Annotated in this window: 11 protein-coding genes and 1 pseudogene; 6 read left to right on the top strand and 6 right to left on the bottom strand. The window is 67.9% G+C overall.

Annotation, left to right across the window (positions count from 1 at the left end; translation table 11 throughout):
* Positions 1 to 1274: 1274 nt before the first annotated feature.
* From OG371_RS23610 to OG371_RS23595, 4 genes and pseudogenes are all read left to right on the top strand, one after another.
* A pseudogene (locus OG371_RS23610) lies at positions 1275 to 1457 on the top strand (YkvA family protein); the annotation flags it as partial.
* 35 nt (positions 1458 to 1492) lie between these two features.
* Positions 1493 to 1831: a sulfite exporter TauE/SafE family protein gene (locus OG371_RS23605; RefSeq protein WP_329072658.1), complete on the top strand. Its 339-nt coding sequence runs from the start codon at positions 1493 to 1495 to the stop codon at positions 1829 to 1831.
* Between the two features lie 332 nt (positions 1832 to 2163).
* Positions 2164 to 2574, top strand: a complete 411-nt coding sequence (locus OG371_RS23600) for a hypothetical protein (protein WP_329072657.1) — start codon at positions 2164 to 2166, stop codon at positions 2572 to 2574.
* Positions 2571 to 3875: a helix-turn-helix domain-containing protein gene (locus OG371_RS23595; RefSeq protein ID WP_329072655.1), complete on the top strand. Its 1305-nt coding sequence runs from the start codon at positions 2571 to 2573 to the stop codon at positions 3873 to 3875. Before OG371_RS23600 ends, OG371_RS23595 begins: the two co-directional genes overlap by 4 nt.
* 357 nt (positions 3876 to 4232) lie before the next feature.
* Here the strand turns inward: OG371_RS23595 and OG371_RS23590 are convergent, their stop codons facing one another.
* Genes OG371_RS23590 through OG371_RS23570 form a run of 5 tightly spaced genes read right to left on the bottom strand, consistent with a single transcriptional unit; the run spans position 4233 to position 8609 of the window.
* Positions 4233 to 5051: an aldo/keto reductase gene (locus OG371_RS23590; RefSeq protein WP_329072652.1), complete on the bottom strand. Its 819-nt coding sequence runs from the start codon at positions 5049 to 5051 to the stop codon at positions 4233 to 4235.
* Positions 5048 to 5710, bottom strand: a complete 663-nt coding sequence (locus OG371_RS23585) for a 3'-5' exonuclease (protein WP_329072650.1) — start codon at positions 5708 to 5710, stop codon at positions 5048 to 5050. The genes OG371_RS23590 and OG371_RS23585 overlap by 4 nt, the downstream gene beginning before the upstream one ends.
* 30 nt (positions 5711 to 5740) lie before the next feature.
* Positions 5741 to 7003, bottom strand: coding sequence for a hypothetical protein (locus OG371_RS23580; RefSeq protein ID WP_329072648.1), 1263 nt, complete (start codon positions 7001 to 7003; stop codon positions 5741 to 5743).
* Positions 7000 to 7554, bottom strand: coding sequence for a nucleoside-diphosphate kinase (locus tag OG371_RS23575; RefSeq protein ID WP_329072646.1), 555 nt, complete (start codon positions 7552 to 7554; stop codon positions 7000 to 7002). The genes OG371_RS23580 and OG371_RS23575 overlap by 4 nt, the downstream gene beginning before the upstream one ends.
* On the bottom strand, positions 7551 to 8609 hold the full coding sequence (locus OG371_RS23570) for a thymidylate synthase (protein ID WP_329072644.1): 1059 nt from the start codon (positions 8607 to 8609) through the stop codon (positions 7551 to 7553). Before OG371_RS23570 ends, OG371_RS23575 begins: the two co-directional genes overlap by 4 nt.
* 201 nt (positions 8610 to 8810) lie before the next feature.
* On the opposite strand from OG371_RS23570, the gene OG371_RS23565 reads away from it, so the two are divergent.
* On the top strand, positions 8811 to 11867 hold the full coding sequence (locus tag OG371_RS23565) for an orotidine 5'-phosphate decarboxylase / HUMPS family protein (protein WP_329072642.1): 3057 nt from the start codon (positions 8811 to 8813) through the stop codon (positions 11865 to 11867).
* Positions 11864 to 12337 (top strand): GNAT family N-acetyltransferase, encoded by a 474-nt coding sequence (locus OG371_RS23560; RefSeq protein ID WP_329072640.1) that lies wholly within the window; start codon positions 11864 to 11866, stop codon positions 12335 to 12337. Before OG371_RS23565 ends, OG371_RS23560 begins: the two co-directional genes overlap by 4 nt.
* A gap of 76 nt (positions 12338 to 12413) precedes the next feature.
* On the opposite strand, the gene OG371_RS23555 is transcribed toward OG371_RS23560, so the two are convergent.
* Positions 12414 to 13022 carry a GNAT family N-acetyltransferase gene (locus OG371_RS23555; protein ID WP_329072638.1) on the bottom strand — a complete coding sequence of 203 codons (609 nt, stop codon included), beginning with the start codon at positions 13020 to 13022 and terminating at the stop codon, positions 12414 to 12416.
* Positions 13023 to 13187: the final 165 nt, after the last annotated feature.

Below are 13187 nucleotides of genomic sequence, written 5' to 3'. Positions count from 1 at the left end.
CTGAACAATTTTGCGTGACTATTCGACTAGCACGAGTGGAGGTCGCGCCAACGTCGCTGCCTTCCGCCACGGCCGCGCGTTGAACGTGCCGTGCGAGCCACGTGCCGGGCGACACCCCGGGCGAACCGGGTGCCACGCAGCCAATGCGAGCCGACCGGCCCCGCAGATCCCCCGACAGGTACCGGCGATGCTGTGCAGTAGGTCGATTCGCACGGCTCCATTCTGGACGCTTGCACTGCTCAAGGGAACGAAGCGACGAGGACAAACTTGTCCTCTTTTTGTCCCGAACCTGTCCTCATTTTGTCAAGGTGAAAACGGTTCTCGACAGCCGGGCGACGATCCTGCGAACATCGGTCGTGAATAGGGTTCGTCTTCGCCCAGGAATTCGTGGTCCGCTGCGAGCTTGTCATCAGGGTGCGGAGCCGTCGACGGTCACGCCTCCCCCGGCGCACCGATGGCGCGGGGCACGGCGTGGAAGCCTGTGCGGTGGTCAGATCGCTCGGTCGTCGCGGGAGCGCAGGCAGGCGTTGAGGGTGGCGATCTGCGAGCGGATCTCGAGCGGGCGGGTTCCGGCTCGCGCAGTGCGGAGAAGGTTTCCGCGCGGGCGATCAGGGTTTCGGCTTTGCCCCAGCGTTCCCGGCTGGTGCGGCGGAGCGTGAGCGCGGCATCGCGATGGGTCAGTGCGATCCGGTGCTGCTGTTGCTGGAGCAGCAGGAGCCTGTACTGGTGGTGAGCCAGGCCGAGAACGGGGGGGCGGAGGGCACCTTCTGGGCGTGGCTGAGCGCGGAGACTGCGGCCTCGGTCGCCGCGGCGGTGTAGCCGGATGCTTGGTGGACGTGGGCGAACACGGCACGAGTGAACGCGAGACCGAAGTCGAAGCCCTGCTCGGCGAAGAGAGCGTCGGCCACGGCGAAGCAGTCTCGGGCTTCCGTGTGGAGGTCGAGGGAGAGATAGGCGGCGCCGAGGGCGAACGAACTCCATCCCCGCACGCGATCGTCCTCACCGAGTTCGGTGCGCAGCCGCAGCGCCTCGCGCAGATTCGCCACAGCCTCGTCGGTACGTCTGAGTTCATGACGTGCCCAGCCCAAGCTGTGCAGGCACCAGGCGATCCCGCGCCGGCTGCCGGACCTGCGGGCCGCGGCGAGGCTTTCGGTCGCCGCAGTCAGCCATGTGCCCCAGTTCTTGCTCAGGTAGAAGTACGGGAGCAACAAGTCAGCAGCGCCCACACCGCTTCGCGCAAGGCGTGGCTGCGGGCGTGGCGGGCGACTGCTGGTCACCTCGCCCTGCCGATCGATCTGATCCCCGACTTCGTCCCCGTCCTGGGCTACGCCGACGACGCGATCATCGCCACCGCGGTCCTGCGTTCGGTGGTGCGCCGCACCGGCCTCGACGCCGTCCTCGAACACTGGCCCGGCACCGACGACGGGTTCGCTGCGCTGGCCCGCCTCACCGACCTGCACAAGCACGTCCCACGACGAGCCTCTTCGCGACCGTGCTCCTCGCGTCGGCGGCGGCCTTCGCGCTCGCGCTGCTGTCCGCGGTCGCCGGGTTCAGCAGTGGCGCCCTGCTGCTACCGGTGTTCACCATCCTGTTCGGACTACGCGCCGCGGTCCCGATGCTCACCCTCACCCAGATCGCCAGCAACGGCTCACGAGTCTGGTTCAACCGCAGGGAACCGCGCTGGTCCTTGATCGGCTGGTTCGCTCTCGGCGCCGTCCCCTGTGCCGTCGCCGGCGGGCTGTTCCTCGCGCACGCACCGCTTGCCCCGCCGACCCGGCTGCTCGGGATCTTCCGCAATGCCCTCTTTTGGCGACGCCGAACCTGCTCCTGAGTGCTGGCCAGCCTGGTGCGCGACGGCCGCACCACCTTGCCCAGAGCGGCCCTGTCGGACTATGTCTAGTCTAGAAATAGACACGCCTCCGACCCAAGTTCAGGTCAGCTAACTCGCAAAATGCTGCCGAACTGACTTCGTGTTCCAGGGCTGCCAGAAGTGTCTACGTGTCTGCTAGACTCACTGCTGCGTAGGCAGTGACCTGCCTACGCAGACCACCCCGGGCTATCGCGCCACAGCGTTCCCAGCCCGCCGTCGCAGGTCTCCGGCATCTTGCCCGCTGGCCAGGCTTGATGACTATCTAGTCGAAGTGCTGGCCAGAAAGGTCTCCCATGTTCGAAGCATTAGAGCCTGAGCAACATCTCGGCGACGGCGGGATCTTTCGTCTCCGCTGGCCAGACGTCGCTGTGGTGGTAATCGGGATCTCCTTCACCATGTTCTTGATCGTCCGCGGCGTTGCACCGTTCACCGCGATCTGCCAGGCAACCTTGGCGCTGACGTCCTTCGTCGCCGTGGTGTTCGTCGGCCGAGGTCTGCGGAATCTGACTCAAGGCAGCGGGTTCCTCAAGAACGTTTCCGGTGTCGGCGCGCTCGAACCGCAGATTGCGGCGATGATCAAGGCCCTTCAGCAGGAGGCGCGCGTGATGCAGAGACTGTCGGACGGTTTCGGCGGCAGGTGGCCGGACTATCCTCCTGGCGATGCGCCTTCGAGCGGACGGAACGACGGGACGGAGCGCTTATGACCTCACCAGAGCCTCCTGCTTCACCGTCGAAACTTGCCTTCGTCGACACCGTGCCGGCCTTCAAAGACCGGCTGCGGGCGCTCATCCAGCAATCCGGGTTGACGGCAGGGAAGATCGCAGCCGCGAGCGGCATGCCCCGTAGTACCGCGTACAGCCTGACCGACGTCAACCGCAGTTCCCTGCCAACCTCGGACTCACTGCAGACGATCCTCGACGTCTGCGCCGTCGACGACGAACAGGTAGTGGAATGGCAGGACGCCCTCACACGCGTCCGCGCGATGGCGAACCTGACGGCCCTGACGGCCGACGCGAAGATCAACGAGCTTGCAGCGGAGCTGAAGGCCCTTCGCAAAGGGCTGGGCATTCAGGCGCCGAACCTGCCCGACCACGTCGGCGCCCGGCTTCGCCAGGTCTGCGGCGTCCAGGACGGGGACAGCTCCGGCACGGTCCGCGACAAGGTGTCCGAGACCATGCGAAGCCTGATCACGCGGCTTCCGAAGTCCCAGTGGGAAGTGGCCCGGCTGGTCTTCGGCATCGGCACCCCGCCCGGCCAGCGGTACACCGACCGGCTGGCGATGCTCGGCGACAGCGCGGACCGCAACGCGCGCACCATGCAGCGGCGTGCCGACGACGTCGTCTACCTGATCGCCGAAATCGCATACGCCGCCCCGGCGCCCTTCGGTCAGCCCGCCCGCACGGGCCGCAAGACCCCATGGCACACCTCGGCACTGGCCGTTCGCCTGACCTTCGGCCCGACCGGCGCGGAGGTGTTCGAAACGCGGCGGATCATCAGCCACGTCGACGGGCTCGAGGAGATCGAGCACGCGATCTCGCTGACCCGCCCGCTGCAGCCGAGCCGGCCGCTGCCCACCCTCGAAGGCCTCGGCATCGACGTCGTCGCCGGCGGTGAAGTGCACTCCGTGCGGATGGTCTCCTCCACCCGCGTCGCGTTCCGGCTGCGGCCTCCGAGCTCGTTGGACACGGGTGAGCAGCACGAGTTCTTCTTCCGGATCCGGGTCGACGAGTTCCCCTCGCCGTTCTACTGCTGCACCCCCGAGTACCCGTGCGAAAGCTTCGACCTCAACGTGCGCTTCGACCGCGGCCGTCCCCCGACCAAGGTCTGGCGCATCGATGGGGAGTTCTCCATGGACGCGGAAGATCCGCTGGCCCCGCGCAAGCCCCTGTGGCCGGACAACGCGGCCGAGGTCCACACGAGTTTCCACGACCTTGAGCCGGCCCGGTCCTACGGGCTCGGCTGGCAGCCCGCAGACGGAACTGCTGGAGGACTGCACACGCACTGACCGTACGTTGCAGACCTGCTGCGCCAGCCGTCCATACTCCGCATCGCTTCGTCGGGCAAGGGCCATTGAGCCAACAGCACATCCGACATGGGTGTACTGCGGCGTCGGTGGCCGCGCGGGCCGATTGTGGTGGCCCGGCAAGCCGTGTGTGGCCCTGGGCTTGCCGGTGGTCGGCTGATGCCGAGGACGGATTCGGCGGTGGTCCAGTCGGTGAGCAGGGCGTGTTGGGCAGCGGAGAGGGTGGCTTTCTTCGTGCACACGGCCTTCTTCACCGCGTTCTCGACCGAGTCCTTGCTACGGGAGTTCGCGAACAAGCGCCAATCGGTTACGCGAAGCACTTTCCGGCAGCGGCTGAGGTCACGAGGTTCGTCGAGCGGTCGCCGAGGCGAAGGCGGTCATGTTGTCGTTGAGGTGTGTCAGCGAACTGGTCCCGGGGATCAGCAGCGCGTGTGGTGAATAGTCGAGATGGAACCGGAAGATGCTGTGGAGTTGTTCTCGCGCAGGCAGTTCCGGTTGCAGTGCTTGACCGCCTCCGAGGGGGCGGTAGGGCACGTAGGCGATGTTGTTGCGCTGGCAGTGGTTTCGGACCGTGTGATCGGGGTTGGCGGGGTCACGGTAGTTCTGGACGGCGGCGATCGGTGTGAGGGTTTCGGCCTGCATCAGCTGCTCCAGGGTGACCTTGGATAGGCCGATGTGGCGGATTTTTCCTTGCTGGCGTGCGGTGATCAGCGCGCCGAGTTGGTCGTGGAGCGGGATTCGCGGGTCGATGCGGTGGAGGTAGTAGAGGTCGATCGTGTCGCGGCGGAGGCGTGTGAGGCTTTGGTCGATGCAGGAGCGCAGGTAGTCGGGGTGGCCGTAGTGGTCCCATTCGCCGGGGCGGGTTCGTCGGATGCCGCCCTTCGTGGCGAGCACCAGCGTGCTGTCGTAAGGGTGCAGGGCGTTGGCGATTAGGGTTTCGCAGGCGTGGGGTCCGTAGCAGTCGGCAGTATCGATGTGGTTGAGACCGGCGTCCAGAGCGGCGCGGAGGACCCGGGTGGCGTGCGCGGGGTCGGTGGGCGGGCCCCAGCGGTCGCTGTTGCCGGTGAACTGGATGGTGCCGAGCCCGAGCCGGGTGACCGGGATTTCCCCGCCGAGCAAGAAGGTGTCGAGTACAGGTGTTCGAGTTGAGGCGTTCATAGGTCGTCCCACAAGGAGTGTTGGTCGGACGGCGGGGAGAAGGCGGTGCCGTCCAGGTTCAGGCCTGCCACGGCCATGAGCCCACCGAGCGTGGCTTCCGCCGGTGCGGCGTCGTGCATGAACGTGCGCAGGAGGGCCGCGGTGCCGACGGTGTCCCAGAGGGCGCGGTGCGGCTGGCTGCCGGGTGCGGCGTGGGTGATGCCGTCGGACAGGGACAGCCGTTCGAGCCAGGCTTGGAGTCCGTGCCCTGTGCGGAGTTGGGGGTGGCGGTGTTTGGCGAGGCGCAGGGTGTCGACCAGGCCGATCGGTGCGGCCTCGGGGAGGACGGTGTGCAGGAGGCGCCAGTCGACGCGGACGTTGTGCCCGACCAGCGTCGCGCCGGCGACCAGTTCGAGGATGGCCGGGGCGACCTCGTCCAGGGTGGGTGCGTCGTGGAGGACGGTGTTGGTGATGCCGGGTGAGGTCCAGGGCCCGCGGGTGATGGTGCGTTGCGGGTTGATCAGCGTGCTGAACGCCTTGTCCACGTCGGGTGCGCCGCGTCGGATCGGGACCAGGGCGATCTCCAGCAGTGCTTCGCCGGCGGGATCCTGCGGGCCGCTGCCTTCGACGTCGATGGCGACGAGGTGGGCGTCGGTCCAGGGGGCGGTGTCGTCCGGCACAGGGGGGCTCCGTTCGCGGTGCGGGGGTGGTCACTCGTCATCGAAGCGGGTCTGGTGCTCCAGGTCACGGCGAACCTCCGCGATGTGGTGCTGATCTGCCTCATCGGGGGTGAAGCCGACGAGGGAGCGGCCGTGGTTGCCGTGGAAGTGCGGCAGGGTCGTGTCCCAGATCTGGTAGCCGGTCTGGTGCTGGATGGGGTAGCGCTGCTGCTCGCTCAGGCCGTGGGTCCAGACGTGTCCGTCGTCGAACGCGACCGGTGAGGAGTATCCGAGGGTGTCGAAGATGGCGTCCAGCTCACTGGTGGTGGGGGCGCGGTGGGCGTCGCGGCACAGGGTCTGCTGGGCGAGCGGGCAGATGTCGCAGAGGTCGTTGACGCCCCAGTGTCCATTGTAGTCGGCGACGCTGTGTGCGGCGGCGACACCGCAGGATGTCTTGCGGTACAAGGATGTGCTGATGCCTGATTTCTTCCACGCAGCGACGACTTTCGCGTCGATCTCCGCGGGCATGGCCTTGCGGCGTGCGACGTCGTCGAGGCCGTAGGGCAGCGGGATGCCGAGCGAGGTGATGAACTCCGCGTTCTCGGGTTTGTGGTAGTAGCCGGTGAACACGATGCCGTCGGCGTCGCGGCCGGCGTCGAGGACGCGGGCCATGGTGTCGGGGTGGTCGTTCCAGCCCGGCACGATCGGCCGCCAGTAGAGGATGACCTTGGTCCGGCGGCCGGGTGTGCGGCCGGCGGTCAGCAGGGAAGTGAGGGTGATCGAGCTTTTCGCGATGGGCTCGATCCGTGCGTCCTCGATCCCGGAGTAGGTGAACAACAGTGTGACGCGCAGGTGAGTGAGCGACTCCAGCTCGGCCATATCGGCGTCGGTCACGCGGAAACGGGTGATCAGCAGGACCAGGTTCGTCAGCCCGCGCCGGTCCAGGTCGTGCAGAGCGGCGAACAGTTCGGGCTTGACCGCGGGCAGGAACGGGTCGGTGGCCTTGTTGTAGAGCTGGATCGGGGTCACGTGCGGGGCGAAGCCGAGGTGGTCGACGAGCGCTTGCACGGCGTTGGCGGTGGTTTCGATCAGCTGCGGGATCTTCTGCTCGAAGTTGCCCCAGAAGTGGCGGACGCAGTAGGCGCAGTCCAGCGGGCAGCCGATGATGTTGTTCATCGACAGGCCGCTCTTGCGGTAACCGATGAACTGGGCCATGTACGGGTCGAGGCGTGCGATCTGCTCGGCCGGCATCATCCGCAGGGCGCGGGTGCCACGGGAGATGGCCGTGTCGAGCGCGACGGGTGTACGGGTCATGGGTGCGGTACCTCCGGAATGTCCTGTGCGGTGGCGGGTGGGCGGAGTAGTTCTGCGGCGCGGTGCCCGCCGAGCCAGATGTGGAAGTCGCGCCAGGCCGCGGTGGCGTCGTCGGAGCTGTGGATGAGGTTGTCGACCAGCCGGTGCTCCCGGCGTGCCGCGGCGAGGCTGTCGGCGCCCAGATCGGCGCGGATGGTCCCCGGCTCGGCGACGCTCGGGTCGAAGTCGCCGAGCAGGGCACGGGCCCGCGCGGGCGCGTCGCCTTGAGTGTGGTGGCCGAGGGCGACGACGACCTGGTGGCCGACGTAGCGGTGCCGGAGGCAGCCGGCGACATCGACGTCGAGCCGGTGCCGGTGGACGAACAGGTCCCAGTAGTGGGTGAAGATCTGCCAGTCCTGCACCGTGACGCGCTCGGCTACGACGAGGGTGACCGCGGCGGCGACCCGGGCCAGGACGGGGGTCACCAGGTCACGTTCGAGGCAGTCGGGTTTGAGCAGCACCACAGTCCACTGTGTCCAGTCCGCCGGTGCGGCGACGGGCACGCCGGTCATGGTCTGTCCCAGCCGAGAACGTCGGGCGAGGGGACCCGAGCCGGCCATTTGTGGTGCAGCAGCCACCAGTGGCTGGGGTCGAGCGAGGCGAGCATGTCCTCGTCGATCGGGCGCCCGGGCTGGTGAATGAGGTGGCGGTGCAGCTCCAGCAGCGCGATCAGCCGTTGCCAGTACGCCGGAAGCCCGGTCTTGGCCAGGGAGTCGAGGGTGTGGCTGATCCGGTTGGCCCGCAGCTGTGCTTCCTGCGCGCAGACCTCCTCGACCATCGCGCGCGTGGTACTGGCCGGCATCGGCGTCACCGGCAGCGACGATGGCCGTGCCCGGCGAGCTTCGGCGACGATGGCGCGGGCCTTCGCCAGGTGCTGGTCGCCGATGTGCATCGACCCGACGTGGTGCGTGTACGTCCCCAGCCGAAGGCCGAGCAGACGCGCGGCCAGCTCCTGGATGAAGGTGAAGGAGAAGACGTCGGACACCAAGCCCTGGAAGGCATCGTTGGCGCGCATGTAACACACCGCGTGCAGGCGGTCCTCGCGTTTGAAGAGCTGAAACGCGATGGTGCACGAGACGTCGGGGTGCTCGCCGTCGCCGACCTCGTGGGCGCCGAAGATCGGGATCACCGCGCGTTTGGTGTCGGGATCCTCGCGGATCAGGTCCAGCGTCGCGTCGAAGGCCGAGCGCCGGCCGGGGCCGGGCGTGCGGAACAGGCGGGTGCCGTAGGCGGCGCCGGCGATGGTGACGCCGTCGGCGGAGTAGCCCGCCATCCTCGGCGCGTAGTAGCGCATCATCGCCAGGTCATCGCGCCCACCGAGGAACCACAACACCTCGGCCAGGTTGAACACGATGTTCGCTTTACGGGAGGCGAACATCGGGACTCGCGCCGCGGGATTGCCCAGCTGGAAGGACACGTTCAGCCGTTCCGGCCCGGCGTTGCCGCGGGTGCTGATGTGTCCGGACGCTCGGGTGAGGTCGGCGAGCACCGCGGCGTACGCGTCGTGGAAGCTGCGGAACGACGACGGTGACAACGAGCGCCTTCCGGGCGGTGCGGGCTCTGGCATCACGGCTCCTCACTCGGCACGGCGCCGCCGCCGAACGGACGGCGAGTGCGTGGAATGACCGTGCCTGGCGGTGTCCGGTGCGAGGAAGGGTTCGCTGAGCGGGTGGTGATCGGTCGTGATCGGTACCCGGCGGTGCACGGCCCGCTACGCTGGGAATTCGCTAAGTTCGTGCGATCAGACCGCCGCCGGGAGGAACGTGCAGTGACCCGCCGCCCGACCTGGACGCCGCCCGAGGTGAAGTTGCTCCGCGAGGTCCAGAACCTCAGCCAGCGCGCGTTCGCCCAGCGGCTGGGGTACGCCCAGAGCACCGTGGTCGGCTGGGAGAAACCGCAGCGGGCAGCACCCCTGCAGCACGAGACGGTCGAGGTTCTCGATGTGGAACTCGGCCGCCTGGAACCGGACAGGCGGGAGCGATTCGATCAGGAGCGCGGTGTCGTCGTGCACCGGCTCGGTGCAGGGTCGGCCGTCAGGACGGCCGCGATCCTGGCTACTGTCGATTCGGAGCCCGGTGCTCCGCTCCCGTACACCCCGCCAGCCGGTGTCGTCGGCTCCGCCCGGCTGTTCCTGGAGTCCTCGGCACGTGTCTTCCTCGTGTCCGGCTCGGCCGGCATCGGGAAAACCAGCCTGACCCGGCACCTGGCCCAGCAGTTCACCCGTGAGGCCGACTGCCAACTGCTGACCGTGGGCAGCTGGGAAATGTCCACAGTGGACATCGCAGCCGAGATCCTGCGCTACGCCTCGATTCCACGCGGCGACGACGCGTTGCTCACCCTGGAAGAACACAGCGCCCGGCTCACCCGGCCCTGCCTCGTGCTCGTCGATGGCATCGCCAGCCACGAGGCATTCGCGACAGTAGGCCGCCAGATCGACGCGATTCTCCGCCAGGCCACAGCCTCCGCGCTGCGGTTCCTGCTGACCGTGCGAACCCCGCCTGCGATTGAGACCACTGCCCACCCGCTGCTGCATGCCTCCCTGTTCACTCCGGCCGACGAGCGTCACGCCTTGTCTCCCTGGCCGGTCGGGGAAGCTCGCGCGCACTGGGAGCGGGCCGCGGGCGCATCGTTCGACAGCCTCTCTGCGGGCATTCAGCATCTGGTGCGCACGCCCTTGTACATGAAGCTCGCTCTTGCCGCTCCACCGCTGGCCGGCGGAGGCGACCTCGGTGCTTACGCGCTCGTGGATCACTGCGTGCGCCGCGTCCTGGGCACCGACGGCACCGAGCGCTACTTCCCGCTGCTCACCGAGCTTGCGCACCGCTACGGTCACGACGATCTCCCCGCCGCGCTGAACGTCCTCGACGACGGGGCCCACCCGGTTCCCGAGCTGCCGTCCGATCTGCCTGCAACGCTGCTGCGGGTGACCCAGCACCGGCAGGTGGAGTTCTCCCACGACGTCCTGCGCGAATTTTTCCTCAGCACTCGGATTGCCGATCTGCTCCATCGCCAGGGACGCTCGGTCGCAGCCGTGCAAGCGCTCAATGAACTGGCCGACCGCGCATCAACGTCCGGCGCGGCCCGCAGCATGTTCGCCCTCGTCCTCGAGCGCCTCGATCTGCTCGCCCCCGCTCTGCTGGAGGCGATCGCGACCGCGCCCACCGCATCACTGAGAACCACCGTGCCTCTGATGATGTCGGTGGCCGGCCAGGCACGGTTCCTGACACCCGAAGTCCTGCGCTCCTGTGCTGCTCGCGCGGAGCACGACAACGATCCCGCGCTCAGCCGTGCCCTGCTGGGGAACCCGCGCCTGCACCACGCGCTTGGTCCCGGCCGCTACCGGTGGCTGCTGGCTCTGCTTCGGCAGTTCGGTGTGACGCTGTGGGCCGAGGTCACGTCGTTCGTCGAGGAGAACTTCGACAGCACCGACGCGTACACCTTCCTCGACCTCGCGAACCTTGCTGACGGCGCCGAGGCAACGTTTTTCGCCCGCCACTTCTATCTCTTCTTCGCCGACGCCGCGAACAGCACCCTGGAGATCTTCCTCAGCCACACCGATTGGCGCGTCCGCGCGGCCCTGGCCGAAGCGCTCGGCGACGACACCGTATCGGTCGACGACACCGGGCTGACCGTCATGACCAGGCTCGTGCACGACACCGACTACAAGGTCCGCGCGGCCATCGCTCCCGATGTCGGACGCGCACCCGGCCACGCCGCGGTGACGCACCTGACGGTGCTGCTCAACGACGACAACTGGCACGTGCGTGAGCGCGCGCTGCAAGGCCTGGACCGGCTGGGACTTCCCTCCCGACGACCCGACCTCATCCAGGCCGCGCTGGACATCCTGGCCACCGAACCAGCGTGGTCGCGAACACCCGGCCACATCCGTCCAAGCCAAGATCGTCTCCGTATTCTCCATGCGCCACCCCGTGACGCGGCGGCCTCGAACGAGGAGGCCGCCGCTTTCGCACACGACCCCCGCGCGATCGTCACCATCCTGCGGGAGATCCGGACCGGGCATCTCACCCCTCCGGACTACGTCCGTGACCGGCTCATCGACGGCGGACGGCGCAGCGACCGGTGGCTGGTGCGCCGCGAAGCCGAACACGCCGCGATGACCGACCCTGCCGAGGACGACGACCCGCGTCGCGTCCGCGAGCGGTACCGCCGCATCCGCAACCACCGGTCGGTGCAGATCGCACTCGATCTGCACGACGTTGCCGGCGCCGTGCAGATCGCCGAAGCTGCGGCCGACGCCGGCGCGGACTTCATCGAGGTCGGCGACCCGCTGATCAAAGAAGCAGGTGTCAGGGCCATCGAGCAGATCAAGAGCGCCGTCGAGGACACACCGGTGATCGCCGAGATGATGTCCGCGGACTGGGGCCGTGACCAGGTCGTGCTCGCGGCTCAAGCCGGCGCGGACATCGTCCAGCTGATCGGACCGGCCACCACCGCCAGCGTCCGTGCCGCCGTCGATGCCGGCCGCCGCCTCGCCGTCCCCATCCTCCTCGACGTTCCGGTGAAGGCCAGCCACCGCTGGATCACCGAGATGGAACGCGCCGGCGTCGACGGCTTCACCGTCACCACCAACATCGATGTCGGCATCGGCAGCACCACCCCGCTCGACGTCGCACGCGAACTACGGCACTGGACCGCGCTCCCCGTCGCCGTCAGCGGAGGCTTCAGTACCACGGACTCCGCGGTGCTGGCCAGCCCGGACTGGGACATCCTCATCGTCGGCCGCAGCGTCGTCGACGCCCTCGACCCCGCGACTGCCGCCAAGAACCTCGTCGAACTGGTCCACCTCAGCGAAAGGCACCGATGAAGATCAGCCCACTGACCCAGCACGACATCGCCGACGTCATCGAGCTGATGAGCCTCGGCGCGCCCTACATCCGGCCACGCACCGCCTCCGACTACTGGCTCTACGCCACCCTGTTCTCCACCACCTGCCCGATCGCCCGCGACGGCGATCACCTCGTCGGCGCGATCATGGCCTTCCGCAGCCAAGACAATCCCGACGACGTCTATCTCCAGGACGTCATCGCCCACCCCGAGCACCGCCGCGCCGGTGTCACCACCGCCCTGCTGAACGCGGTCCGCGAACGCAGCCAACTTCTCGGCGCCCGCAGGCTTTACCTCACCTCCGAACCCGACAACACCACAGCCCACACCACCTGGACACGACGAGGTTTCACCAACGTCCCCGGCGATCAGACGATCGAGGGCGTGTCCGTCATCAGTGACTACAAAGGACCCGGCAAGCACCGTGCCGTCTACGAACTCCTGATCTGAGCGTGACGCACTGGGCCAGGCCGCGCGGTTGAGCCTTGGCGCAGGCCGTCTCTGGGAAGCGACGCCGACCACCGCGCTAAAGACCTTCCCCGTTCACGATCTTCATGTGTGGGCAATAGTCCGGCCTGCCAAGGCTCAGCGACCTGGCGGACTGCTGGGATGCCCAGAACGCTCGCGCGCTCACCGAGTTGTCGACCTTCGTCGTCGACCACTGGAATCCTGGGCCGCGCGCGAGGACAGCGGCGACCAGGAGCGTGCCGATACGCCGTCGACGGTAGGTATCGTCCACGCGGATCTGCTCGATGACGCCGCGCCGGTCGATGCCGCACATCTGTACGTCGATGTCCGCGACGCTGCGCTCGCTGATCTGCAGCGCGATGTAGCCGACGCCGGCGGGCTGGTCCGGTGGATGTGCGACCAGTTCGACGATCGGGCGGTGGTACTTCCGCGGAACATCGACGCGACGGACCGCGGTGTGGTCGAGGGGGAACCACCCCGGCCGGTCGAGCCGGAGTTCGATGCAAAGGTTACACAGCGTGGCATCCAAGTCCAGGACGTGGTAATACGGCAAGGTTTGACCAGCGAGGTCGAGCGAGTGGCCGTTCAGACACCGTGCGTGAGGGCCTGGGGCGCGAAACGGGTAGCCGGGGTCCGGGGCGGTACCCACCGTGCCTAACTCGCTCACGCGTTCGAGTATGCAAGGTATCGAACGGCCCAGTCCAGAGATGGACCTCACCCGGGTGAGCCCGATCGGGCGCCGCCGGGCGAGACAGCTGAAGGCGACGCTCGCCCGGAACGTGGCTTCTGGCCGCTACGCTCGACCACGCGGGCTTGGCGCATCCCTCCCCCT

This window comes from Amycolatopsis sp. NBC_01480 (assembly GCF_036227205.1).
GTDB lineage: Bacteria > Actinomycetota > Actinomycetes > Mycobacteriales > Pseudonocardiaceae > Amycolatopsis.
This window is presented reverse-complemented; position numbering and strand designations above follow the sequence as displayed.